Below are 25683 nucleotides of genomic sequence, written 5' to 3' on the forward strand. Positions count from 1 at the left end.
TCGAGATTGTTATTACTTTCCAAGGCCTTCGGATTCCATAATTGCATCGACTTTTGCAATGGCATCCGCTTCATCTTCACCATCCGCCGCAATTGTAATGGTAGTGCCTGAAGCTACTCCAAGTGACATAACACCTAAAATGGATTTCAGATTTACTTTTTTACCGACGTATTCCAGTGTAATATCCGATTTGAAAGAACTGACCGCACTAACGAGAGCGGATGTTGGACGGGCATGTAAACCAGCAGTACCTAAAATGGTGTATTGTTTTTCTATCAATGTGTATTCCTCCTAATTGTTAGTATCAATTACTGTATTATAAAAGTTGGTGACTGACTGTGGAAGATTATGATTGATTATGAAAGGGATTTCAAGTAATATGAGTTTACAGCTAATTAGAGGTGGTGTTCATATGTTGACAAATGAACGATATGAATTGATTTTGAATTTATTGACTGAGAAAAAGACAGTTAAAATTCAAGAGTTAGTCGATGCGACATCCGCGTCAGAGTCAACAATTCGCAGGGATTTGAACGATCTCGAAGACTTAAATAAATTGGATCGTATCCATGGAGGCGCTACAATAAGCGAGCGAATCACAAAAGAACTTAGTATTTCGGATAAAGCATCCAAAAACCTTCAAGAGAAGATTCAGCTTGCTACTTATGCCGCTTCTTTTGTCCAAGATGGGGATTGTATTTTTCTTGATGCAGGGACTACCACTTTGCAGATGATTCCTTATTTAAAGAATAAAAAAGTGACCGTTGTGACGAATGGATTGACACATGTTGATTCATTGATGGAATACGAAATAACGACTTATTTGACGGGTGGCTATATAAAATCCCGCACGCGTGCCCTTGTGGGACCTCAAACAATCCAGACGCTTGGCGACTATCAGTTTGACAAATGCTTTCTTGGCGTCAACGGATTCCATTTGGAAATCGGCTATACAACGCCAGATCCAGAAGAAGCCGCTGTTAAAAGGCTTGCTTCTACACTCTCGAGAAAAACATATGTCGTGACGGATCATTCAAAATATAACAAAGTAAGTTTTGCTACTATTATGCCACTCGATAAAGCCGTATTGATAGTAAGTGATTTCGAAAAACAAGCTATCAACTTATTGGAGCAAAAAACAACAGTAAAGGTGGAGAAATCATGATTTATACGTGCACAATCACACCCTCGCTTGATTATACTACCTATTTACCCGAATTCAGGAGCGGTAAACTGAACCGTTCTAAAGATGTATATTACTATCCCGGGGGAAAGGGAATAAACGTGTCCCGTGTGTTAAGCCGATTAGAAGTTAGCAACATCGCTTTAGGTTTTGTAGGTGGGTTCACAGGTGACTATATTCAACAATCTCTACATTCAGAAGGGGTTCATACGGACTTTATCCAAACTGAAGAAATTACGCGCATCAATGTGAAAATCAAAGCCGATAAAGAAACTGAGTTAAATGGTCCTGGTCCTGATATAACACTAGAACAGCAACAGCAATTGATGGCGAAAGTGCAGAACATGAAAAAAGGTGATTGGTTCGTTCTTGCGGGCCGTCTTCCTGAATCAATAGCGAAAACTTTTTTCGAGGATATCGCAACTATCTGCAATGACAATGGCGTACATTTCGTTCTTGATACATCGGGTCCTGCATTAAAAGGATTGATTGACATGAAGCCATTTCTTATTAAACCAAACGAACAGGAGCTTGGTGAATTGTTCGATACGGTAATAGAAAACAAACAGCAAGCACACCATTACGCTAAGAAACTTATTGAAAAAGGCGTCGAACATGTCATCGTTTCCATGGGGGGGGAAGGGGCACTGCTCGTTACGAAAGAGGTTGCTGTTTTTGCGGAAGCGCCAAAAGGGAAAGTTGTGAATACGGTGGGGGCTGGTGATTCACTTGTATCCGGGTTTCTTGCATCCTTCACGAAAGAGGGGGATCCAGTTAAGGCATTCCGATCGGGTGTTGCAAGCGGAAGTGCAACAGCTTTTAGAGTGGATCTTTGTGAGAAAAAAGATGTACTAGCATTACTGGACCAAGTATTGATTAGTTCATTAGATAAGGGGGATGTGAAATGATGAAAATCACACAATTATTAACTGAAGCTACAATTATTTTGGATGTGAAAGCTACATCTAAACAGGATATATTGACAGAACTGATAAATCAGTTCGATCGTGCAGGAAATTTGAATGATACAGGGGCATTTACAAAAGATATTTTGGCCCGAGAAGAGCAAGGGACGACGGGAATCGGCGATGGAATTGCGATTCCACATGCGAAATCAGCAGCTGTTAAGGTACCGGGAATCGCATTTGGACGTTCTTTACCAGGTATCGATTACGCATCGCTAGACGGCCAGCCGGCTCATCTGTTTTTCATGATTGCTGCGAGCGAAGGAGCAAATAACGACCATTTGGAAGCGCTATCAAGACTAGCTACATTTTTGATGGATTCAAACTTTAGAGAAAAAATTCTAAATGCTACGTCAAAAAATGAAATTCTACAAGCGGTCAATGACAAGGAAATCGAGTTGGAAGGACCTGAAGAGATAGATGAATCAAAATCATCACTTTCACCTACATCGAAAATACTTGCTGTTACTGCGTGTCCAACGGGAATAGCGCATACCTACATGGCGGCACAAAAACTAACTGACAAAGCGAAAGAAATGGGCATTTCATTGAAAGTGGAAACGAACGGTTCGTCTGGCGTGAAAAACCGTTTGACAGACGCGGATATTGCGGAAGCGGATGCCATTATTGTTGCCGCAGATACCAAAGTTGAAATGGCTCGGTTTAACGGTAAGCCGGTCATACAGACGAAAGTCGGCAAGGCAATCTATGAAACGGAAGAATTGTTGAATCGTGCAATCATTAAAGACGCACCAATCTACAAACATGATAAGTCTAAAGAGGATAGTGACACTTCCGAAACCAAAAACGGTTTTTATAAACATTTAATGAATGGTGTGTCCAATATGCTACCGTTTGTTGTTGGTGGCGGAATTTTAATTGCATTATCGTTCTTCTGGGGTATAAATTCAAGTGATCCGAATAGTGCAGATTACAATGCATTCGCAGCAATGCTAAATACAATAGGCGGTGGAAATGCATTCTTCTTGATGGTTCCTGTATTAGCAGGATTCATCGCGTCGAGTATCGCGGACCGCCCCGGATTTGCTCCAGGTATGGTCGGTGGATTAATCGCGATTACGGTTACAGGTGTTGACGGTGTCAGCGGGGGCTCTGGATTTCTAGGCGGAATCATTGCCGGTTTCCTAGCAGGGTATGTAACAGTTCTTGTTAAAAAAGCATTTGCGGCATTACCCGATGCACTTGAAGGATTAAAACCGGTGTTGTTTTATCCAGTGTTCGGTATTGCGATTACTGGACTCATTATGATGATGATCAATCCTCCTTTGACTAAATTATATACGGGTATGTCAGTATTTTTAGAAGGGCTTGGTGGAACAAACCAGGTACTAGTCGGTATATTATTAGGTGCGATGATGGCAATTGACATGGGTGGGCCGATTAATAAAGCCGCATACACATTCGGTATTGCGATGCTCGATGCACAGAACTTCGGATTCATTGCGACGGTTATGGCAGCGGGGATGGTACCGCCACTAGGCATGGCAATTGCCACGACATTGTTCAAAAAACGATTTACAAAACAAGAGCGTGAAGCGGGGAAAACGGCTTATGTCCTTGGGGCTTGTTTTATAACGGAGGGTGTCATTCCGTTTGCGGCGGCAGACCCGGCACGTGTTATTCCAGCATCGGTAGCTGGAGCTGCATTGACTGGTGGACTTACAATGCTATTTGATATTGGGTTACGTGCACCGCATGGTGGCGTCTTCGTTATGGGGCTTGTCGATGGTGGTATTGGAAAAGTATTGCTATATGCATTGGCGATAGTCGCTGGGGCCATGGTTACAGGTTTACTTGCGGGTATATTGAAGAAGAACAAAATACAGGCGATATAAAAATAGAGAGAGCTGTCCAAAAAGTCATTCGCAGATGGCTATAGGCGGAGCTCTCTTTTTTTACAAGTAAACGCCTAGTCATTTACATGTATAGGCAATGCGCAACAGTGGAACACTCTCTGTAAAGCGGAGGTGTGAACTTTGGATGACTTTTTTGAAGTGGACTTTTGGGAAATGATTATGAGGGTGACGGTTACATTTTTTGTCCTCCTTATACTTGCACGATTTATGGGGAAAAAACAAATTTCTCAACTGACGTTTTTCCATTACGTAACCGGTATTACGATAGGGTCCATCGCGGGAGAAATCGCGGGAGTATCCAAAACCCCATTATTGGATGGACTCGTAGCAATGGTTTGGTGGGCATTCCTGACGATACTTATGAGCTACATTGCATTTAAATCTAAAAAGGCGCGGATTCTTCTTGATGATCAGCCTACTATCGTTGTATATGAAGGGAAAATAGTTGAAGCTTCCTTGAAGAAGCTACGTCTCCACCTTAATGATTTGGGTATGATGCTACGTGAACAAAGTATTTTTTCGATTAAAGATGTCCATTATGCAATACTTGAAACAAACGGTGAGTTAAGTGTTTTAAAGAAAGCTGGACTAGAAGCCGCCACGAAAAAAGATGTAAATGCTACTATACAGGTTCCTAAATATATACCAACCGAAGTAATAGCAGAAGGGAAAATTTCGAAAGGGAATTTAGCGGAACTAAATTTGACGGAAGAGTGGTTGTTTGAACAGTTGAAAAAGCAGGGTATTGGCAATGTGGAAAATGTATTTTATGCCGAGGTTCAAACAGATGGAAGTCTTCACGTAGATATGAAGTCCGAAGATGGAAAATAAGGAAAAGCGTTGCGAAAAGGATAGAACTTTTCGCGACGCTTTTCAATGGAGTGTTCTATAATTAGTGGACAGCACACATAAGAGCAGATACTCCCGACTCAATTGCTGCTTTACTTACCGCCTGTGTAACGGCTTTTACAACTCTTTCATCAAAAGGATCAGGAACAATATAATCATCGCGTAATTCGGATTCATTGATCAATGATGCAATAGCATAAGTCGCAGCCAGCTTCATGCTTTCATTTATTTCTGTTGCCCGGACATCCAGTGCCCCTCGGAAAATACCAGGAAACGCGAGCACATTGTTCACTTGATTTGGATAATCGGATCTGCCGGTCGCTATGATGCGAACTCCATATGCTTTTGCCAAAGCAGGCGCGATTTCAGGGTCTGGATTGGCCAAAGCAAAGACAATCGGGTCGATGCTCATGGAGTCGATAAGTTCCTTCGTCAATAAATTAGCAGCAGAAACACCTATGAATATGTCAGCATCCGTCATAGCAATTTGTAACGAGCCTGTTAAGTCGTTAGGATTTGTAATCTCAGCAATTTCATCTTTAGTGGCATTCATGCCATTGGGGCGACCTTTGTAAATAATGCCTTTTGAATCACAGATGACAATCTGCTCAAATCCAATATTCTTGAGATGTTTCACTATTGCAATACCTGCAGCACCGGCACCATTGATCACTATTTTAACTGTCTCCATACTTTTATTAACTACCTTTAGAGCATTTAATAAACCCGCACCAACAACGATTGCAGTACCATGCTGATCATCATGGAACACAGGGATATCGCACTCTTCACGTAATCTTTTTTCAATTTCAAAGCAGCGCGGAGCGGATATATCTTCCAAATTGATCCCGCCGAATGTCGGGCTGATGGCTTTAATTGTTTGAACGATGATATCAACATCTTTAGTACCTAGACAGATTGGAAACGAGTCAATGTTAGCATATCTCTTTAACAGCATCGCTTTCCCTTCCATTACCGGAAGTGCTGCTTCGGGTCCTATATCACCTAAGCCTAACACGGCAGTTCCATCTGTAATTACTGCCACTAGATTCCCTTTGATTGTATAGTCGTATACCGCATAGGGGTTTTTTGCGATTTCTAAACACGGATCTGCTACTCCTGGAGAATAAGCTAGGCTGAGATCTACACTGTTTTCAAGCGGGACCTTCGATACAGTTTCCATTTTTCCTGTATGAATACGATGCATTTCTAAAGAAGATTGATAACGACTCGTCATTAAATATACCCCATTCCACTTCGTATTTTTTAACTGTTGTTATAAATTTTTACCATGAACTCGAAAAAAACACAAGTCAGAAAATTCAACACAGTTAGATAATTAAGGGAATGTAGCGCTTACATTAGCTTTGTTGCAACGTTTAAGATTAATATATTTTATTTTGATGAAAATCAGTAATACGCTCAAAATAACAAATTCACTATATATATTGAATTAAAGATTCCCATTGAATCTACTGTGGTGCTCAATAATGAGAGAGTTGTAATTCGGGGTGTGGATTGTAGAACGCTTGGTGCTTTAGGGATACCTTCCGCCGTAAGCCGGGATTAGCGCTTCGCATCCAGTCTTACGGCTTCGGCGACCCCTTTGCCGCGCCTGCACTAGGGTGTTCATTACCGAGAGAAATGTGATTTTGAGATGTATATGCTGAGATTATAATGTGATTACTAGTTGATACTACTTATAGTCAAGAAAGATGCACTCCAGGTTGCAGATTTCATCCCTGAAAATGAAATGCGCTTTCTTACATAGACCATCTAGCGAAGGCGCGTCTTCGTGGTAGCCGGAGCGATAAGACTGAAAGGGGTCTTCTTTCTGGCTTATCGCGGGAGGCATCCACAAAGCGTCGAAGCGGTATTAGGGGGAATTCTAATTCATTCCAATTACAAGGGCTTTTTCAGTGGCCTCCCAAAAGCCCTTGTAAAGCGCATACGCCGTATTCATTTGTTCAACATATATAGACTTCAATCAAGTGAGAAATCGAGCGAAGAGGGAGGAAAAGTATACATATTATCACGTCTGTTGATTAACGAAAAGCTGCGTAGGACGCGACAAAGTCGCATCCTACGCAGCAAGAAATTCTGATGATTGTATAGTAGTCGTTCAGTTCAATGCAATCCGAAGCACCTGTACATAGAGTAACTAGTGTTTTATCAAAAAAGTAAGCAGTCATCTGTTTAACCTATTTAGAAAATAGGTGGTTCGCGCTTTTGATACAAAGTAAGAAAGTATAAGTTTATCTACATGGATTGGTGTCTAGACTTCAGACGCCAGCCCCTCGAGTCGCTTCAGAATTGATGGTAAAGGCAAAGAGCGCCTTTACCATCAATTCCTCCAGCGCTTGTCGGGGCTAAAACGGCGTCTTGCGCTTTTCCTTACGTCTAGACTCCAGCGCCTAGCTCCTCGGGTCACTTCAGTCTTGCTGATAAAGGCAAAGAACGCCTTTATCAGCAAGCCTTTCAGTGCCTGTCGGAGCTGAACAGGCGCTTGCGCTTTTTCATACTCAAATTATTTCCCATTCACGTTCTTTAGCTATAGCTTTTAAGCGGGGTTCAGGTCGAACGGCGACTGGGTTCCCGACAAGTTCTAGAACAGACAAATCGGAAAAACTATCTCCGTAGGCGAAACTATTTTGCCAGTCGATTTCTTTTCCTTGTAGTACTTCTTGAATCTTCTCGTTTTTTCGAGGACCTTGTATATGATAGATTGGCGTCCGCTTATCGGTTTTGCCCTCCTTCATAGGAATTTCGGTACCGATGATGGTGTCGAACTGCAACTCCTTTGTGACGGATTGCAAAAGGGACGTGTAGGCACCAGAAACAAGCATTATATGTATGTTTTCAGCAGCATGCTCTTTTAAACGTGTGATGACTTCAGGATTAAAACCTTCTCGTACCCGATCGGTCAATTCCCCGAAATAGGCATCTAATTCTGTAATGGACATTTGCCCAAGCGCATTCAAGTAGATTTGCATAGAACGTTCTTTCATCTTGGCTTCTGGAACCAGTTTTAACTTGTGTCCGATATAAGGTGGAAGGATGGCCCGATAAAATCGTTTGTAGTTTGGATGATGGACGGGGTGGTATCTTAAATGGTTCATTAGTAGTTGAAAAGTTTCATCTGAATACAGTGTTCCATCAAAATCGAATATCGCAACTCGCATAAAAATCCCCTTTTTCCTGCTATTTGTAATTAATTCCTTGATTTTATCATACAGCGTTTGTAATGTAGAGGCAATTTGAGGATAATAAGAAGTGAGAGCGAGGAGTTTATTAATTATGAAAAAAAATCATAAGAATTCAGCAAGCAGAAAAGAAGATACATCCGTTTATACAGTGAAAGAACCCATGGAGTTATTACCCTTTCTATTGGAAATGATGTCTAAAAGTAGCCGCAACTCGGTGAAATCTATACTGACACGTGGACAGGTCACGGTGAATGGCAAGATGGTAACGCAACATAATCATCCACTTCAGGCTGGACAACATGTTGAAATCCTTAAAAATCGAGCGGCGATGAAAGAAGAGACGTTGGTCGGTGTCACTATCTTGCATGAAGATGACGATATCATTGTTATTAATAAAGAAGCAGGTCTGCTATCAGTCGCTTCTAAAAATCCGGAAGACATGACCGCTTACAGACAGCTAATGGACTATGTAAAAGAAACCAATCCAAGAAACCGAGTTTATGTCGTTCACCGCCTTGATAGAGATACATCGGGTGTGATGTTGTTCGCGAAAAATGAAGAAGTGAAAAATGGATTGCAAGCTGCGTGGAATGAAGTCGTGAAAGAACGTACGTATACGGCACTTGTTGAGGGTGCTGTTAGAAAAAAAGAAGGTACGATTTCATCATGGCTTAAGGAAAGTAAAACATTCAAAGTATACTCAAATCCAACTGATAATGGTGGGCAACATGCTGTAACACATTACAAAAAGCTCCAGTCGAATAGTAACTACTCGTTACTTGAAGTTCAACTGGAAACAGGTCGTAAAAATCAGATTCGCGTTCATATGGAAGACATTGGTCACCCAATTGTTGGTGATAAAAAGTACGGATCTAGCGTTAACCCGATTAAACGGATCGGCCTTCATGCTACGGCATTGGCACTTTTACATCCGCGTACTGGAGAACTCGTCCGTTTCAAAGCGGATGTGCCATCTTCACTAATTTCGAAGTCAAAATGATCGGTTGGTGTGTTCATGAAAATTATATCTTATGATGATTTACAACAAGCTGAGATGGTTCTTTCATTTGGTAAGCAAAAATTGACTGTTTCCGTCTTTATGATAGACGGGTTATTAATTGATACTGGACCAGCTAAAATGAAAGCAAAACTCATACCTTTGTTTGAGCAGTGGGATATAACTAAAGTGATCTTAACGCACCACCACGAAGATCATACGGGATTGGCATATTGGCTTCAAGAAAATACGGAATTCCCGATTTACATTCATGAATCGGGAATTAAAGACTGTGAAAATCGTACAAAGTTGCCTTTTTATCGTAAAGTTTTTTGGGGAGATAGAGAACCGTTCCAACCGATTGAATTGAATGACACGATTACAACAGATAACTACAATTGGGATGTCATTCATACACCTGGTCACGCACATGATCATGTTGCGTTGTTTAATCAGGAAAAAGGTTGGATGTTTGGCGGTGATCTGTATATACAACCGACTCCGAAAAGTTTGTTTGCCTTTGAATCTGTTCCGGAAATTATTACATCATTAAAGAAAATATTGACGTATGATTTTGAAACGTATATTTGCTCCCATGCAGGGGTAAAAGTTAGAGGTAGACAGGCGATTGAGAAAAAGTTGGATTATTTGGAGGGCGTACAACAAGAAGTTCAATCGCTCAATAATCAAGGAATGACTTCGCATGCAATAAGAAAAAAACTATTTCCCAAAAGTCATCCGATGCATTACTTATCCTTCTTTGAAAATTCACCAAAACATATCGTCAACTCGATTTTAAAATGACTTGCAGGCATTGCAATTATTGGGTGTTAATAAAAAAATCAGGTGCATACTAGAATTCTAGTGTGCACCTGATTTTTTTGATTATTGAAGCGTGTTATTTGGCATTCCGGGTTGACCTTGTGAAGAGGCGAACGAATTCAATAATTGTTGCATATCTTGTGCGGCAAGCTGTGGCACTTGGTAATAATGATGTTTGTTTTGGTAAATCGCCAGTTCATAAGCCATTTCTATACAGTTAGGTACAGAGTCAGCAAGTACGCGACGAACAACGGGGTTACATGTTTCGGTTGCAGCCATCGTTTTCATCGATGCTCCAGCCTTTGCGGAGCCTAGTAAAAAGCCTGAAATGATTTCATCCGATATGTCTGCCACGGACTGCATCGGTTTTTTCGGTTGAGACGGTTTCATACCATATACGAAGTCATTACCTTGTTTCATCTCATACCTTCCTGTAGGATGTGATGGATTTTGTCCAGTTTTGAAACATTCAACTGTAATGTTATATTCATCTAAAGCAAAGCGGTATTGGCGATCCAAAATGTCAAGTAACTCGGGATCTTTCACATGTGTTCGTAATAGCATTGCTTGGTTCAGACATGCGACAGTCCCAGATAATGCCTCGTGGACGTCAAATAATTCATGACCACCATGATTCAGCTGTTGCGGAACGCTTCCCGTATGCATGTTTTCGTGAGTTTGATCGTTCGATTGACCGAATGGATTTTGCGTCACTGTATAAATTCCTCCTTTATGGTTGTTGATTTTCATCAACCATAGTATGGATGATCGTGTGAAAACTATGCGTGGAAATTGTGAAATGAAAACAATATAAGCATAATCTCCTTCTAACTAAAATAGTCTAGAGTAGAGGACATTTTTATTTATGAAAGGCAGATGATAGGTATGCAGATTCATGTGGTTCAAAATGGTCAAAGTTTATATGGAATTGCCCAAGCTTATGGCATCAATTATCAAGAAATTGCACAAGCAAATGAACTACCAGATCCATCACGTATCGTTGTAGGCCAAGCGTTAGTCATACCAATTACAGGCAGCTATCACTGGGTTCAGCCAGGTCAGTCGCTTTATGTCATCGCACAAATGTACGGTTTGACAGTCAATGAGCTCGCAACAATTAATCGACTATCTCCATCCCAGAACTTACGTGTGGGACAACGTCTTTACATTCCAGCGCGACCGAAAAAAACGGCTGAGTCATTACTCTATGTGGAGCCAAGGACTCCAGTAACCGAAGTAATGATTGATGAAGTTAGACAAAGAGTCGATGCACTAACGTACTTAGCCATGTTCAGTTACGAAGCGCAGCGGGATGGGTCATTGAAAGCACCTTCGATTGATGATATACCGAATATAGCGAGTGTTGCAGGGGCGGCGAATGCACTTGTAGTAAGTAATTTGGAGAACTTTGCATTTAATGCAGATCTTGCTCATGTATTATTTACGGATCAGGCAGCACAAAATCGGTTGTTCGGCAATCTCATTCAAGTGGCTAATGAAATTGGTTATAAGGACATACATTTTGATTTTGAGTTATTACATCCAGAAGATCGTGAACTTTATAATAGTTTTCTGCGAAATGCAAGAGATCGATTCCATCAAGCCGGTTTCACAATTTCGACCGCACTTGCACCCATGACAAGTGATGTCAGAACTGGGATTTACGGGGCACATGACTATCGTGCGCATGGAGAGATTGTGGACTTTGTTTCTCTTATGACGTATGAGTGGGGCTACACATACAGCGACCCGCAAGCTGTCAGTCCAATAGGTCCTGTTCGGAATGTAGTCGAGTATGCTGTCAGTCAAATTCCGAGCGAGAAAATATTCTTGGGCCAAAATCTATACGGTTATGATTGGTCTACACCATATCCGAGTCAAGGTGGATCTGCTGCCAGAGCGATAAGCCCTCAACAGGCAATTTTGATTGCGACAGATCGAGAAGTTGATATCGAATACGACTATGTAGCGCAGGCACCCAATTTCGAGTACACGGATGATACAGGAGTACGTCATGTAGTTTGGTTTGAAGATGCACGTAGTATTCAAGCTAAATTTGACTTGATCAAACAGTTCAACTTACGCGGGATTATGTATTGGAAACTTGGTTTAGCTTTTCCACAAAACTGGTTGCTGTTGGAAGACAATTTCGCCATACGAAAAATTACTTAAAAAAAAGAACCGCTGTGCTTAAGCACTCGCGGTTCATTTTTTAAGATTAATTACTCTTTATTGATATAATTGATGAAACTCGTCAGAAACTCTACATCCGGATTGAAAAGTAAAACAGGTAGGAAAACGAAAGTCATTAATAGCATTACGTTCGCACCGATAAATGTACGGAGAATCTTTTTAAATTTCATTGTCCTAACCTTCTTTCTCCTAGTTGTAATTTTCTAATAGCTATTGACAGCTACACTGATAAGTATATGCTTCATCAATCGTTATTTGAATAACTAAATAATACTCTCTCTTCGGAAAAAAGTAAATAATTTTATTTTCCATACATAAATAGGACATAATGTTGTATAATTACTTATTCGACACTAGAAAAAAGTTGTATATATTCATTTTTTCAGCGATAATACTAAAAATGGTAACATGAGTTTGAACTATCATTTAGTAGTGGAAGTAGGGATTTAATAGCTTCCACCTTTAACTTAAAGCAAGAAAGGGATGAGTGAAAATTGACGAAGTTGAATGAAACTTACAATGATAATAAAAAAAGAGCGAATGATTACGTCCATGAAGTCTATGAATTGATCAAGAAAAGAAATCCAGATGAAAAAGAGTTCTTACAAGCAACTAGAGAAATTTTCGATTCGCTTCGACCTGTCTTTTCCAAGCATCCCGATTATATAACAAATGGCATTTTAGAGCGTATTACGGAACCGGAACGCATCATCATTTTTCGGGTTGCATGGGAAGATGATCAAGGTAAAGTACATGTAAATCGTGGTTTTCGTGTCCAGTTCAATAGTGATCTCGGACCGTATAAAGGCGGTATCCGATTCCATCCTTCTGTAAACAGCAGCATTATGAAGTTTCTCGCATTTGAACAGATATTTAAAAATGCGTTAACAGGCCAGCCAATTGGTGCGGGTAAAGGTGGTTCTGACTTTGATCCGAAGGGGAAATCAGACCGTGAAATTATGCGTTTCACTCAAAGCTTCATCACGGAGTTGAGCAGATATATCGGTCCTGATACCGACGTTCCAGCAGGTGATATTGGAGTAGGTAAGAGAGAAATAGGTTATATGTTTGGTCAGTATAATCGCTTGAAAGGCGGTTATGAAGCAGGCGTGTTTACTGGGAAAGATCCAAAACATGGTGGTAGCCTTGGTCGCAAAGAGGCGACAGGGTATGGAACAGTCTACTTTGTTGAAGAGATGTTAAAAGAAGCAGGTTTAAGTTTTGAAGGTAAAAAAGTTGTTGTTTCAGGGTCGGGTAACGTTTCCACTTATGCAATTGAAAAAGCAATGCAGTTAGGCGCTACTGTACTGGCTTGTAGTGATTCAGACGGTTATATTTATGATGAAAATGGAATCGACCTAGATACAATCAAGCGTTTGAAAGAGGTTGAGAACAAACGAATTTCGGAATACGTCAAAGAACATCCGGAAGCAAAGTATTTTGAGGACTGTTCTGCAATCTGGTCAATTCCATGTGACATTGCACTTCCTTGTGCGACGCAAAATGAAATTGATGAGATAGCTGCCCGTATACTGATTGCGAATGGTGTAATTGCAGTCGGAGAAGGTGCGAATATGCCTTGTACGTTGGAAGCGATGGCAGTTTTCCACGAGCATAAAACTTTATTCGGTCCAGCAAAAGCTGCGAATGCAGGTGGTGTTGCGGTATCAGCGATGGAAATGTCCCAAAATAGTATGCGTCTTTCTTGGACAGTTGAAGAGGTTGATGAAAGACTTCAGACGGTCATGAAAAATATCTATACGAGCTGTTTGGATGCGGCAGAAGCATATGGACATCCCGGTAACCTCGTAGTCGGAGCGAATATTGCAGGATTTTTAAAAGTAGCAGATGCAATGGTAGCCCATGGTCTTAGTTAAGCTTATGACAGTCCCATAAAAAGAGTACACAAGCTGAAAATTGTGTACTCTTTTTTATTTCGGAAAAATTTCAACAAAACTATTGTGTAAAATTGAAAATATGTTATTATAAAAATACAAAGTGTTGCATAAACATACAACTAGATGAGTGAATGGAAGGGGATTTTAATTATGAGTAAGAAAAAAGTAGTTTTAGCATATTCAGGTGGACTAGATACATCTGTGGCAGTACAGTGGCTAACAGAACAAGGATATGATGTAGTTGCAGTTTGTCTTGATGTCGGAGAAGGAAAAGACTTGGACTTCATCCAGGCGAAAGCGTTGCAGGTTGGAGCTGTAAATAGTTATGTCATTGATGCGAAAGAGGAATTCGCACAGGAGTATGCGTTGCTCTCACTCCAAGCTCAAACTTATTATGAAAACAAATATCCACTTGTATCGGCACTATCACGTCCGCTTATTTCGAAAAAACTTGTTGAAGTGGCTCATAAAGAAAATGCTACTGCAGTTGCACACGGCTGTACTGGAAAAGGGAATGACCAAGTACGTTTCGAAGTGGCAATTAAAGCATTGGATCCATCATTGGAAGTTATTGCCCCTGTCCGTGAGTGGAGTTGGTCGCGTGAAGAAGAAATTGCTTACGCAAAAGAGAAGAATATCCCGATTCCAATCGATTTAGAAAGCCCATATTCTGTCGATCAAAACTTATGGGGACGTGCTAATGAGTGTGGAATTTTGGAAGATCCTTGGGCAGCACCACCTGAAGATGCATTCGGTCTTACAGTTTCAATTGAAAATGCACCAGATACGTCAGATGTTATTGAAATTGATTTTGTAAAAGGTGTGCCTGTCAGTATTGACGGTCAGCAATATCCACTCAGTGAACTGATTCTAAAACTAAATGATATTGGTGGAAAGCACGGAGTAGGAAGAATTGACCATGTAGAAAACCGTCTTGTTGGTATCAAATCACGTGAAGTGTATGAATGTCCAGGAGCAATTATATTGTTGAAATCACATAAGGAATTAGAAGATCTGACACTTGTTAAAGAGTTGGCTCATTTCAAACCAATTATTTCACAAAAGTTGAGTGAATTAATTTATAATGGCTTGTGGTTCTCACCACTGAGAGATGCATTAGAAGCGTTCATCAAAGAAACACAGCAATACGTTAATGGAACAGTGCGTGTGAAGTTGTTCAAGGGTCATGCAATTGTAGAAGGCAGAAAGTCAGCTAATTCACTTTATGACATGAATCTTGCAACGTATACGTCTGATGACTCCTTTGACCAATCTGCAGCGGTTGGGTTCATCAAGCTTTGGGGATTACCTACAGAAGTTCACAGCATGGTAAACAAGAAGCAAACAGTGAAAAATTAAGCACTATCCATTCATGTCTGTTGATTAACCAAAGTAACCAGTGTGTAACATGGTCACCTACTGGAAGCTATGTGTATAGTTGACTTTGAGTTACTTTGGATAGAATGACTTCTATATGATTACCGAGATGTCTGAATATGTAGGGATGCGACTTTGTCGCATCCCTACATATTTTTTCGGTGATCGTATGGTGGTCCTTCATCCGTCGCGCTTCAAATGCATTAATACACAGAGTGCTGAAACTTTCTATATATGTTGAATTAAAGAATCCCATTGAATCTGCCGTGGCACTCAATAATAAGAGAGGTGTAATTCGGGGTGTGGATTGTAGAACGCTTGGCGCTTTGGGGATGCCTCTCGCCGTAAGCCTGGATTAGCGCTTCGCATCCAGTCTTACAGCTTCGGCGACCCCTTTGCCGCGCCTGCGCTAGGTTGTTCATTATCGAGAGAAATGTGATTTTGAGATGTATATGCCGATATTGTAAGGTGATTACTAGTTGATACTATATAAATGAATCCCATTGAACCGTTACGGCGCTAGCGGATGCCTCCCGAGCAGCTTCGCCGCAAGTCTTATGGCTTCGGCTACCCCTGTTAAGGCGCCTTCGCTCAGTATATATACCGGATTCAACATATATAATTATAGTCAAGAAAGACGCAATCTAGGTTGTAGATTTCATCACAGATAATGAAATGCTCTTTCTCACATAGACCATCTAGCGAAGGCGCGACTTCGTGGTAGCCGGAGCGATAAGACTGAAAGCGGTCTTCTTTCTGGCTTATCGCGGGAGGCATCCACAAAGCGTCCAAGCGGTATTGGCGGGAAATCTAATTAGTTCTAAGTATTGGGACTTTTTCAGTGGCCTCCTAAAAACCTTTGTAAAGCGCATACGCCTCACGGTAAATATGTCGTGATAATTTCGCCGAAAGCGGATCGGAAATGATCCAGTGAAAATGGATTTTTCCAGGCCCTACTCACCAGTATTTTATGCAAACAAATGGTTAATGACAGACGTGCTATCCATTCAAAGAACCATCTACTTTTTAAAGGTGGATGGTTCTTTGAGCTGTATGATTCTTTGGGTGTAGAGAGGGGACTAGTCGGATATCATCAATTGCTCTGAAAAGGTGAATTCTTCCAACTTATTTTTGAGTAAAGACATAGACTGTGATAGTATGAAAAAATGTGAATATGAAAAAACTTCAACTTTAGCAAAACATTTCTAGTTCACGATTCGAATTTAGGAGGAGAATAGTATGGAAGAGAAAGCTGTGAAGAAAAAGTCACCCAAGTTATTAATGATTATGTTATTAACTGGATTGGTCATTGTAGGCGGTAGCGTGTCGGCATTTTTCTTGGTGAATAAGTCACCTAAAGTACAATATTTTTTAGCAGAAGCAGAAACGTTTAAACAAGTGGGAACTATTTTTGAAGACCGTTATAAGAACGAACTAAGATGGTTGGAAGTTCAAGAGGAAAAGCCAGTTGAAACGAACTTTGATCTTTCCGGCGAATGGAATGATTCGTCTGTTGACCCTGAAATGCAGGAAGTACAAAGCATTGTCAATAGTGCTAAAATATCTAGTAAACAAGTCTATGATCCGGTCAAAAAAGAACTCGAAGTGGATCTTAGGGGAGAACTAGGCAGTGTTAACATGGACTTCGGTTCAGTTTTTGTGACAACTGAGAAACTAGTGGCTTCATTTCCATTCATGGATGAACTAATTCGCTTCGATGATAAGGATTTCGGTAAGATAATGAGAGAAACGGATCCAGATTATGAAGGAAATGAAAATCTCGGTCTATCCCAATTATTCGAAGGTGGATTTTCGATGACGGAAGAATCACGTACATATGTCGAAAACGAATATATCACGTATCTCATTAAAGAGATTCCTGAAGAGGCATTTACGAGCACAAAAGAAGAACTTACAGTGTTTGATAAAAAAATAAAAACTAAAAAAACCAAGATGGATCTTACAGAACAACAAGTTAAAACGTTATTAAAAGATTTATTGGAAAAAGCGAAATCAGATGAAAAACTTAAAGCTATACTGAAAGAACAATTGACACTTACTTCATTTGCTGGGGATACTTCCGACAATGAACTTGCAACTATGATGGATGATTTTGAAAATGGGCTTGATGAAGCGATTGAAGGTGTGGACGCTATTAAACTTCCTAACGGACTGAAATCGACAATCTGGCACCATTCAAACAAAATTGTGAAACGTGAATTCGCAATGGGTGTTGGAGAAGATAAGACGGATGTCGATACGTTAATGATTAATGGAACTCAATTGCTAGATAAAACAAGTCAAAAGTGGGATTTCACAATGGGGGTAGAAGATTCCTTCGGTGATGAAAACTTTGTGAAAATTATTGGTGATTTAAGTTGGAAAGATCAGAAGGCAACTGATTCCATAACATTTTCGATGGATGATATGAAGTTCATCTATAAAGGAAAAGAACAACTGGAAGATAAGAAACGTACATTTACTCGTTCGTTTGGCTTTACAGATGGAAATGTCGATCCAGCCGTTATCTGGAAAGGGAGTGCTACACACGAAAGCGATTCTATGAAAGCGAATCATGAATTTACTTTCAGTGAAGAAACAATGGGCGCTGATATGTTCAATCTCATTTTAAAGCAACAAGGAAAAGTTGTGAAAAAAGTAGATATGCCAGTAGAAACAGAGGGCACAGTGAATATTGGTAAAATGAATAAGGATGAATTTGATGCATTCACTGAAGAAATCACGGTGAAAGTCCAAGAATGGATGTTCGGATTTATGGAGGATTTACAAGGTGAAATAGGCGAGTTTTAAGAATGGAAGTGACCATTATGCTATCCATGAGAAGAATACTATTTTTCATGCGCCAATATAATAAACAGTTGAAGAAGAAGTGGGCAACACTTCTTCTTCTTTTTCTATTTCCAATTATTTTGATAGGCTCACTGTTGCTCCTGGTGGCTGGTTTACTGCTGCCTGAAGAAGATTCACCAATCCGGGTGGCTTTGGTTGATGAAGACAGAACGCAGGAAACGATACTGTTTAGTGGGCTACTGGAAGAAACAGCCTCGGATAATCAGTTCATCCAAATCATATCAATAACGAAAGAAAATGCTGTGAAACTTATGGAGCAAAACCAAATCAGTTCCTATTTTACATTTCCGAGCGGATTTACGGAGGATTTGTATGAAGGTCAATCCGTGACGGTTCCTATTGTTGGAAACCCATCGCGTCCAACAGATAGTTTTCTTGTGAAAGAGTTAGTGGAAAGTATGATGCGTTACATCTCTGTAGCTCAGTCGACTATTCTTACCGTCAATGAGTACGCAAAAAAAACGGATATGCCCAAAGAAGAACGACAAGAAATGATGTTTCAACAGTTTATGGATTTCAGTTTGTACACACTTGGAAAAGTTAAGCTACTTGATGAAGAAATGATTACAAATGTGGCGACGTCATCACCAACGCACTATTACATATTGTCCGGCTGGTTTATAACTATGTCAGTCTGGCTTTTCGCCATCTATACTATTTTAGGGAAAGAAGAGCATTCCTCGATGCTAATTCGGATGAAACTGTTCGGTGTAACTACGTGGCAACGTATCCTCGCAAGAATTCTGGTCTCTTTAGGATATAGCCTTGTCGTTGCGGCAGTAGCCTTTTTCATTATCGGTGAGTTTGTTGGATTTGAACTTTTCTTTATTGATTATTTCCGGTTTGGTTTATTTACTATTCTTAATGCTTTATTGTTTTTAGTTGGCATAGCGCTAATCGATGTCTGGATTTCATCTCGAAAAGTCATTCTTTTATTACAAAGTTTCTATACGTTCGTACTAATTTTCACAAGTGGTGCAGTTATACCGACGCTCTACTTTCCGCAAGTGATACAAGGTGTTTTACCGTATATCTTTTCATACGTTAGCTTGAATTGGATGATTGATATTGTATTGGAAGGGCGAAACTATGCGAACTTCATAACACTAACTGTCATTGCTACTATCGGACTACTCCTTCTTTGGCTATCAACAGTCGGAAAAGAGAGGTGGATTCGATGAAAAATGTTGTGTTTATCCGCTTGATGCGTTTGAAGAAGGACTGGAAAAGTCTTTTATGCTGGATGCTTCTGCCAATCGTTATGACAGTGCTAATTATGCAAGGTGTTGTGACTTGGCAAGAGGAGACTAGAGTGCCGATAGCTCTTGTCGTTGAGGAACAGACTGAAATGGCAGCGCGTCTAGTTGACGATATCGCGAGTACGGAGCTTCTCCATATCCAGTTCATATCCCTAGATGAAGCACTACATAAACTCGAACAGCATGAGTTGGATAGTGTGTTCGTTATTCGTAAGGGGTATGAAGATCATATACTGGCAAACCGGCGAAATCAGCTTATCGAGGCATACTCTTCCAATCGGTCTTTTGCTTATCGAGCTGTCGTCGAAACGATTACGTCCTATGCTCAACAAGATGCAGCCCGTTCAAAAGCAGCTTTCGTTATCAAACAATTATTCTCTGATTATGGTATGGAAGATGAATGGAGTTACGAAGAAGTTATTGAGAGTAGTCGCGAAAGGGAAAAAAGTGAAGCACTGCTCCGATCGAGTTTTTCTTATTATGATAAGGAAAATACCGCTGAAGAACAAACGTTACCGCTACTGAAAGCATGGGGTGTTTGGGCATTCTTCGCAATCATCACGACATTCTTCCTATTCGACTGGATGCTAAAAGAAAATCGACCATCGATGCGTCAGCGCTGGTTATTCACTGAAATCTCTTTTAAAAAGTATGCATGTTTATCATTGCTGTTTTTTACAGTTATCATTTTCCTCATGGATCTTGTCACGGCGTTCATCTTCTCATCATTATTCCAGGAAGCATGGACAATTCGAGTTCTGATTTCACTATTTACTTTCCGGCTGACGATAAATTTGCTGGCGTTTCTACTCGCAAGCGTCTACAAGCAATTGTTTATGTACTATATAAGTGGCTTGGGGATTGCGTTGTTGCTGATTGTAGTCGGTGGGTCAATCATACCGATGGATGGGCTAAAGGGGAAGTGGCCGTGGATTGAAGAACTTAGTCCGGTCCAATCGTTACTGGATGGGACGATACCTCTGACATGGCTTTTCGTTATGATTGCTTTGCTCACTGTTTGGATTCATAGAGGAGGGAAGGCAAATGCTTGACGTGACGGGACTACAGAAAAAGTACAAGGAAAAGACCGTTTTAGAAAATGTGTCTTTTCAAATGAAGCCTGGAGAAATTGTTGGTCTCGTTGGGGAAAATGGTGCAGGAAAATCAACCTTGCTTCAACTATTGGCGACAGTTATTCAGCCGACTCAAGGCGATATTCAATTGGATGAACTTTCTTATATGACTGATGTAAAGGGCATCAGGCGCTTAATCGGTTATGTCCCTCAAGATATATCGGTTTGGGAGGAACTCACAGTAGAGGAAAATATGCTTTTTTTTGAACAGCTGTCGTGGAAAAAACGTACAAAAGAGGAATGCCGGCAACTTTGTTTGGATATGCAATTGACGCATTGGAAGGAGGGAGTTCAATCGTTATCGGGCGGTATGAAAAGGAAATTGAACCTAGCAATCAGCCTGCTCCATGATCCGACTTTCTTGTTGTTAGATGAACCTACAGTTGGTATCGATCTGAAATCCAAAAAGGAGATAGGTTCATATTTGCATAGGTTGGCGAAAAATGAAGGGAAAATGATTATGTACACTTCTCATGATATGGACGAAATTACTACCGTTTGCGACCGAGTTTATGCAATCGGAAAAGATCCGTTTTATATGAATTTATTGATGGAGAATAAAATTTTCGTAGAACAGTTGAAATGAGTGATTGTAATGAAAAAATCAAAGAAAATAGCTATAGCTTGTGCAATTGCACTTACTATTTTTAGTCTGTTTTTATGGTGGCTAACGGGCAAATGGATGGATGAGGGATTAGAACCTGCAGCAGATGGCACGAATGACTATGTAATCGTACTCGGTGCTAGAGTGAAAAAAGATTCTCTGTCGCTATCATTACAGTATCGTTTGGATGCTACGCTACAGTACGCTAATGAGTATCCACATGTGACGATAATCTTATCAGGCGGGCAAGGTCCGGATGAGCCTATTAGCGAAGCGGAAGCGAAGAGACGGTTTCTAACGGAGAATGGCATCGCCGAGGAACGGCTTATTTTAGAAGCGGCGTCTACTTCCACTTATGAAAACATTTTATTCTCGAAAAAGTTGTTGCCGTCTGAAATTAGTTCGATCACAATCATCACAAGTGATTATCACCTGGCGAGAGCACGGAAAATTGCGGCTAGCCTTGGACTCGAGTCAGATGGAGTGTCGGCTAAAACGCCGAAAGTAGTGGCAGCAAAATTGACTGTGAGAGAACGTATCGCCCTTGTGAAAACGTATATTGTAGGGAAATAAGAAAAGCGCAAGGCGCCGTTTAGACGCGACAGGCATAAGTCGATCCAGTGAAGTGGCGCTCTTTGCCACGTAACTGGATTGCTTATGACCAGAGCGGCTGGCGCCTGGAGTCTAGACACAAAGAAAAGCGCAAGGCGCCGTTTAGACGCGACAGGCATAAGTCGATCCAGTGAAGTGGCGCTCTTTGCCACGTAACTGGATTGCTTATGACCAGAGCGGCTGGCGCCTGGAGTCTAGACACAAAGAAAAGCGCAAGGCGCCTGGTGAAAAACTTATAATTTCTTAACTTATAAACGGGCAACCGCCATTTTTAATGATGGTTGATAAGAATTCGCTTTTCGTGGGAATAAATAGTACTACATGCTGAAAAAAGTGTTTTCAATGCTAAACGACGGTATCTAATTACAGTGAAGGAAAACTAGTATTCTATGTCGAATTAGTCAAGAATAGTACTGGTTGGCACGGTTAAATGCGAAGGTGGTGTGACAAGGAGTTATACCGAGGTAGGGTGTTCGCAAAAACATAAAATAGGAGGAAGGTTATGGTGAAATCGAAGTTCAAATTTCGAATGCTTTTTGTAATTGCACTTATGATCCAAATGATTGTTGTACCGTACCGTTTTGCAGCAGCTGAAATAGATACAAGTGCTCCTTCTTGGATGCTGCCAATCGATTATCTTGCTATAGGTGATTCATTGGCAGCAGGTGTCACTCCTAACAATGAATTAGGGAAGGGCTATGCAGATTTCTTAGCGGTGTCAATGATGGAGATAGGGGCTTTGAAAACATATAACAAAGGATTCTCGTATCCAGGCTATAAAACAACAGACGTTTTAAATGATATTAAACTGAACGTCACAAAGGATATCCAAGGCATTGGCTTTGAAGAGAAGACAGCTAAACTTCAACAATCCATCAAAGATGCAGAAGTTATCACAATTAGCGCCGGTGCAAATGATATTTTACCGCATTTCAAACAAGATCTGACGACAGGTAAGGCCATTATTGATCAGAAAATGGCGCTGACGACGCTTCAGCAAGTAGGTACAAACTACAAATCGATTATGGCTCAAATCAATGAAATCAATCCTGATGCGCAAGTGTATGTCATGGGTTACTATAATCCGTTTCCTTATATGTCGGAAGACCTGCAACCATTGCTCAAACAATTACTAGATATGTTGAATAAAGCCATTACAACAGGCCTAGTGGGGACGCAAGCAATTTTCGTGCCTACTGGTGACGTAATTGCGTCAGACTACAAGACCTACCTTCCAAATCCGGAAAATATCCACTTAAGTGAAGCAGGCTATAAAAAAGTGACTGAGCAATTTTGGGCGAACATGCTACCAGCTAATACATGGATCACAGGAGGTAGCCTCGTCGCCGATGCGCCGGGTCCAAACTCGGTGAAATTAAACTGGCAACCAGCTAGTGATAATGTAGCCGTAACGAGTTATGAAATATACAGTGGTGAAGAAAAACTAGCAACTGTAGCTGGAGACATTACGACATATAAAGTAGAAAATCTTACTGCAAATACAACGTATGTTTTTTCAGTAATGGCAGTAGATCAAGCTGGAAACAAAAGTGTTCATAATCCAATAATCAGTGTAACGGTTGCAGATTCATCGACACCAACACCAATATTATTCTCGGATATCGCCAATCATGGCTTGAAGAATTATATTGAACATGCAGCCGTAGCTGGAATCATTGGTGGCTACCCGGACGGGACATTCAAACCTGATCAAAACTTAACACGTGTGCAAGCTGCTACAATAATTGTACGCGCATTAGGTTTGAAAACGGATGAAGTAGCCCCATTTGGTGATATTGGTAATTATGCAGATAAGACCAAAGCTGACATCAATGCCGCTTATAAATATGGAATTATTAAAGGGAATAAAGGAAACTTTAATCCAACTGATTTAGTAACACGCGCACAATTGGCTTTAATGATTGAACGTGCATATGGAAGCGTAACAGGAAAGGCATATAAGGCCTCTACTAAAGCACCTTATTCCGATTTCGGAAACTATAATGCGGAAGTAGTAAATGCCATTTCAATGCTTCATGAATTAGATGTTGCAACTGGATTCGAAGGAAAATTCATGCCGAGCAGCTCAACTACACGTGCACAAGCTGCAAAAATGGTTGTTAATTTTATCTCTATATTTAAACAAGCGGAGTAATAGTGTGTAAAAACGGTCCAGTCCGTCTCTAGTTAGTAGAGGCGTACTGGACCGTTTGATTAAAAGAAAAGTCATGTCTGTTGATTAACCATTAATTCGCATAAAAAACTGGTGAAAAGGGCTTGAAAACTTCATTTTCACTGGACCATTTCTGGTCCGCTTACGGAAAATATTCATACCCTTTTAAGGAGGAATTGCAGTTCATTCTTCCTTAAAGGTGTGTGTGTGGTTAAAAGCGACTCCGTCACTTCTAGCCACACTCTTTTCAGTAATCCTGTTGTGAATAATTGCCTGTCGCGTTCCTACACTATTCAAGTGAAAAATGCAGCTGCTTTGAAAGAAATGAATAGATGACTTTCTACAGAGATTGTAAGTGCCCGAAGATACAATTTCGGGCACTCTAGTACTTTGTACAATGTGTTTCTTGCTTACTTTTAGCAAAGAGTATGTATGTAATCATGTGATACCTTATAGAAAGTGACACTTCTTTAAAATAAAAAAGAAAAACCATACAGAAAGCATCAGCCGCCAAAATTGCATCTTTGGCGGCTTTTCTCTAGTGAAAAAGCCAGCTATTCTTTCGTCCAAAAAAACTTCAGCACTACGTGTAGTTATGCATTTGGAGCGCGGCGGATGAAGAACCACCATACGATTATCGGAAAAAGTGTGTAGGGATGCGACAAAGTCGCATCCCTACACATCCAGGCATCTCGGTAATCGTATAGAAGTCATTCAATCCAAAGCAATCAAAATGTAACTATATGCACAGCACCCAGTGTGTGATCAAGTTATTTACAGGTTATTTTTGGTTAATTAACCGGTGTGAAGAAAAGTATAAGTTTTTCAACATGGAATAGTGTCTAGGAGCTGGAGCTTTTCTTAATTCACATCATATTACTAATTGCGTGAAAAGTAGGTTTTTCATTGTCGAATGTAGTGATATACTTGAATCCAATCGACTGCAATAATTTTAGTGATTCACTGAATTGGAATGCAATGTCTTCAGGTTTATGTGCATCGGAACCAAGTGTGATGATTTCGCCTCCGCATTGTTTATATAGTTTCAAAATATCATCACTTGGCATGCCGTTTGCCAGTCCGTAGCGGACACCAGAAGTATTCAATTCAATTCCTTTACCTTCTGGAATAATAACGTTGAAAATAGCCGTCAATTCAGTATGGAAAGGGTTATCACACGGTTTTTTTGTGTACCTCTTCACGAGGTCAACATGACCGAGGATATTAAATTGTTTATAGTTTTTTACACAATATAATAACTCTGCGTAATAAATACCATACGCTTCTTCTATGGTTTTATGCTCGAAAAATTCTCCGTAGTGTAATCCTTTTTTCTCAACGGTATGCATGGAGCAAATGACGAAATCGAATACTTCCTTTGCCATAAGCTCGTCGTATTTGTCCAGTATATGTGGTTGTACACCGATTTCAACGCCTTTTTTTATACGAATACGCCCTTCATATTTCTTCTGCATTTCTATCAATTTGCTTGCGTACTCCTTTTTATCAAAATCGAAAACGATTGTATCATCGGGATATTCATAGTCGATATGTTCTGTAAAACAAATTTCAGTCAATCCTTTTTGAATCGCTCCCTTAATCATATTTTCCATTGGAACTGGGCAGTCTGCTGAGAACGAACTGTGCATGTGATAATCGAACAT

21 protein-coding genes are annotated in these 25683 nt (G+C 40.4%); 15 read left to right on the forward strand and 6 right to left on the reverse strand.

Annotated features, from left to right (window positions below; genetic code table 11):
- Positions 1–12: 12 nt before the first annotated feature.
- Positions 13–279, reverse strand: coding sequence for a phosphocarrier protein HPr (locus MKX62_RS14365; RefSeq protein ID WP_067207033.1), 267 nt, complete (start codon positions 277–279; stop codon positions 13–15).
- Between the two features lie 133 nt (positions 280–412).
- Between MKX62_RS14365 and MKX62_RS14370 the strand changes: the two genes are divergently transcribed.
- The 4 genes from MKX62_RS14370 (at position 413) to MKX62_RS14385 (ending at position 4856) form a co-directional block, all read left to right on the forward strand.
- On the forward strand, positions 413–1165 hold the full coding sequence (locus MKX62_RS14370) for a DeoR/GlpR family DNA-binding transcription regulator (RefSeq protein WP_340741706.1): 753 nt from the start codon (positions 413–415) through the stop codon (positions 1163–1165).
- Positions 1162–2091, forward strand: a complete 930-nt coding sequence (gene pfkB / locus MKX62_RS14375; RefSeq protein ID WP_340741707.1) for a 1-phosphofructokinase — start codon at positions 1162–1164, stop codon at positions 2089–2091. The genes MKX62_RS14370 and pfkB overlap by 4 nt, the downstream gene beginning before the upstream one ends.
- A complete protein-coding gene (locus tag MKX62_RS14380; protein ID WP_187047821.1) occupies positions 2091–4004 on the forward strand; it encodes a PTS fructose transporter subunit IIABC in 1914 nt (637 codons plus the stop codon). Before pfkB ends, MKX62_RS14380 begins: the two co-directional genes overlap by 1 nt.
- Positions 4005–4145: 141 nt before the next feature.
- Positions 4146–4856 (forward strand): YetF domain-containing protein, encoded by a 711-nt coding sequence (locus tag MKX62_RS14385; RefSeq protein WP_255428617.1) that lies wholly within the window; start codon positions 4146–4148, stop codon positions 4854–4856.
- A 61-nt stretch (positions 4857–4917) separates the two neighbouring features.
- Here MKX62_RS14385 and MKX62_RS14390 read toward each other — a convergent pair whose 3' ends face one another.
- Together MKX62_RS14390 and MKX62_RS14395 are read right to left on the reverse strand one after the other, a co-directional pair.
- A complete protein-coding gene (locus MKX62_RS14390) occupies positions 4918–6111 on the reverse strand; it encodes an NAD(P)-dependent malic enzyme (RefSeq protein ID WP_067207040.1) in 1194 nt (397 codons plus the stop codon).
- Positions 6112–7396: 1285 nt separating this feature from the next.
- Complete coding sequence (locus tag MKX62_RS14395; RefSeq protein ID WP_338653120.1) at positions 7397–8056, reverse strand: HAD family hydrolase; 660 nt, start codon at positions 8054–8056, stop codon at positions 7397–7399.
- Between the two features lie 115 nt (positions 8057–8171).
- On the opposite strand from MKX62_RS14395, the gene MKX62_RS14400 reads away from it, so the two are divergent.
- Both MKX62_RS14400 and MKX62_RS14405 read left to right on the forward strand, forming a co-directional pair.
- Positions 8172–9080, forward strand: a complete 909-nt coding sequence (locus MKX62_RS14400; protein ID WP_067207048.1) for an RluA family pseudouridine synthase — start codon at positions 8172–8174, stop codon at positions 9078–9080.
- A 15-nt stretch (positions 9081–9095) separates the two neighbouring features.
- Positions 9096–9881, forward strand: a complete 786-nt coding sequence (locus MKX62_RS14405) for an MBL fold metallo-hydrolase (RefSeq protein WP_067207050.1) — start codon at positions 9096–9098, stop codon at positions 9879–9881.
- 81 nt (positions 9882–9962) lie between these two features.
- On the opposite strand, the gene MKX62_RS14410 is transcribed toward MKX62_RS14405, so the two are convergent.
- The gene (locus tag MKX62_RS14410; RefSeq protein WP_370569977.1) at positions 9963–10613 is read right to left on the reverse strand and encodes a spore coat protein; all 651 of its coding nucleotides are present in this window, start codon (positions 10611–10613) and stop codon (positions 9963–9965) included.
- A gap of 171 nt (positions 10614–10784) precedes the next feature.
- On the opposite strand from MKX62_RS14410, the gene MKX62_RS14415 reads away from it, so the two are divergent.
- Positions 10785–12071, forward strand: a complete 1287-nt coding sequence (locus MKX62_RS14415; RefSeq protein WP_340741708.1) for a glycoside hydrolase family 18 protein — start codon at positions 10785–10787, stop codon at positions 12069–12071.
- A 50-nt stretch (positions 12072–12121) separates the two neighbouring features.
- Here MKX62_RS14415 and MKX62_RS14420 read toward each other — a convergent pair whose 3' ends face one another.
- A complete protein-coding gene (locus MKX62_RS14420) occupies positions 12122–12262 on the reverse strand; it encodes a hypothetical protein (RefSeq protein WP_187047139.1) in 141 nt (46 codons plus the stop codon).
- Positions 12263–12586: 324 nt separating this feature from the next.
- Between MKX62_RS14420 and gdhA the strand changes: the two genes are divergently transcribed.
- From gdhA to MKX62_RS14460, 8 genes are all read left to right on the forward strand, one after another.
- Positions 12587–13969, forward strand: coding sequence for an NADP-specific glutamate dehydrogenase (gdhA, locus tag MKX62_RS14425; RefSeq protein WP_067207053.1), 1383 nt, complete (start codon positions 12587–12589; stop codon positions 13967–13969).
- Positions 13970–14137: 168 nt separating this feature from the next.
- Positions 14138–15349 carry an argininosuccinate synthase gene (locus tag MKX62_RS14430; RefSeq protein ID WP_156476149.1) on the forward strand — a complete coding sequence of 404 codons (1212 nt, stop codon included), beginning with the start codon at positions 14138–14140 and terminating at the stop codon, positions 15347–15349.
- A 1257-nt stretch (positions 15350–16606) separates the two neighbouring features.
- Positions 16607–18178, forward strand: coding sequence for a DUF6583 family protein (locus MKX62_RS14435; RefSeq protein WP_340741709.1), 1572 nt, complete (start codon positions 16607–16609; stop codon positions 18176–18178).
- A gap of 2 nt (positions 18179–18180) precedes the next feature.
- The gene (locus MKX62_RS14440; RefSeq protein WP_340741710.1) at positions 18181–19419 is read left to right on the forward strand and encodes an ABC transporter permease; all 1239 of its coding nucleotides are present in this window, start codon (positions 18181–18183) and stop codon (positions 19417–19419) included.
- Positions 19416–20549, forward strand: coding sequence for an ABC transporter permease (locus MKX62_RS14445; protein ID WP_340741711.1), 1134 nt, complete (start codon positions 19416–19418; stop codon positions 20547–20549). The genes MKX62_RS14440 and MKX62_RS14445 overlap by 4 nt, the downstream gene beginning before the upstream one ends.
- Entirely contained in the window at positions 20542–21216 is a 675-nt protein-coding gene (locus tag MKX62_RS14450) for an ABC transporter ATP-binding protein (RefSeq protein WP_340741712.1), read from the forward strand. Before MKX62_RS14445 ends, MKX62_RS14450 begins: the two co-directional genes overlap by 8 nt.
- A gap of 9 nt (positions 21217–21225) precedes the next feature.
- Positions 21226–21807 (forward strand): YdcF family protein, encoded by a 582-nt coding sequence (locus MKX62_RS14455; RefSeq protein ID WP_340741713.1) that lies wholly within the window; start codon positions 21226–21228, stop codon positions 21805–21807.
- 541 nt (positions 21808–22348) lie between these two features.
- Positions 22349–24001, forward strand: coding sequence for an S-layer homology domain-containing protein (locus tag MKX62_RS14460; RefSeq protein ID WP_340741714.1), 1653 nt, complete (start codon positions 22349–22351; stop codon positions 23999–24001).
- An 884-nt stretch (positions 24002–24885) separates the two neighbouring features.
- On the opposite strand, the gene MKX62_RS14465 is transcribed toward MKX62_RS14460, so the two are convergent.
- Positions 24886–25683: a histidinol-phosphatase HisJ family protein gene (locus MKX62_RS14465; RefSeq protein WP_340741715.1), complete on the reverse strand. Its 798-nt coding sequence runs from the start codon at positions 25681–25683 to the stop codon at positions 24886–24888.

It is taken from the genome of Sporosarcina sp. FSL K6-5500, assembly GCF_038005665.1.
Lineage (GTDB): Bacteria > Bacillota > Bacilli > Bacillales_A > Planococcaceae > Sporosarcina > Sporosarcina psychrophila.

Excerpts from the sequence above, each read along its gene's own strand:
- MKX62_RS14370 (WP_340741706.1), top strand. The coding sequence starts at position 413 with ATGTTGACAAATGAACGATATGAATTGATTTTGAATTTATTGACTGAG.
- pfkB (WP_340741707.1), top strand. The coding sequence starts at position 1,162 with ATGATTTATACGTGCACAATCACACCCTCGCTTGATTATACTACCTAT.
- MKX62_RS14380 (WP_187047821.1), top strand. The coding sequence starts at position 2,091 with ATGAAAATCACACAATTATTAACTGAAGCTACAATTATTTTGGATGTG.
- MKX62_RS14390 (WP_067207040.1), bottom strand. The coding sequence starts at position 6,111 with ATGACGAGTCGTTATCAATCTTCTTTAGAAATGCATCGTATTCATACA.
- MKX62_RS14395 (WP_338653120.1), bottom strand. The coding sequence starts at position 8,056 with ATGCGAGTTGCGATATTCGATTTTGATGGAACACTGTATTCAGATGAA.
- MKX62_RS14400 (WP_067207048.1), top strand. The coding sequence starts at position 8,172 with ATGAAAAAAAATCATAAGAATTCAGCAAGCAGAAAAGAAGATACATCC.
- MKX62_RS14405 (WP_067207050.1), top strand. The coding sequence starts at position 9,096 with ATGAAAATTATATCTTATGATGATTTACAACAAGCTGAGATGGTTCTT.
- MKX62_RS14415 (WP_340741708.1), top strand. The coding sequence starts at position 10,785 with ATGCAGATTCATGTGGTTCAAAATGGTCAAAGTTTATATGGAATTGCC.
- MKX62_RS14420 (WP_187047139.1), bottom strand. The coding sequence starts at position 12,262 with ATGAAATTTAAAAAGATTCTCCGTACATTTATCGGTGCGAACGTAATG.
- MKX62_RS14435 (WP_340741709.1), top strand. The coding sequence starts at position 16,607 with ATGGAAGAGAAAGCTGTGAAGAAAAAGTCACCCAAGTTATTAATGATT.
- MKX62_RS14440 (WP_340741710.1), top strand. The coding sequence starts at position 18,181 with ATGGAAGTGACCATTATGCTATCCATGAGAAGAATACTATTTTTCATG.
- MKX62_RS14445 (WP_340741711.1), top strand. The coding sequence starts at position 19,416 with ATGAAAAATGTTGTGTTTATCCGCTTGATGCGTTTGAAGAAGGACTGG.
- MKX62_RS14450 (WP_340741712.1), top strand. The coding sequence starts at position 20,542 with ATGCTTGACGTGACGGGACTACAGAAAAAGTACAAGGAAAAGACCGTT.
- MKX62_RS14455 (WP_340741713.1), top strand. The coding sequence starts at position 21,226 with ATGAAAAAATCAAAGAAAATAGCTATAGCTTGTGCAATTGCACTTACT.
- MKX62_RS14460 (WP_340741714.1), top strand. The coding sequence starts at position 22,349 with ATGGTGAAATCGAAGTTCAAATTTCGAATGCTTTTTGTAATTGCACTT.
- MKX62_RS14465 (WP_340741715.1), bottom strand. The coding sequence starts at position 25,683 with ATGTTCGATTATCACATGCACAGTTCGTTCTCAGCAGACTGCCCAGTT.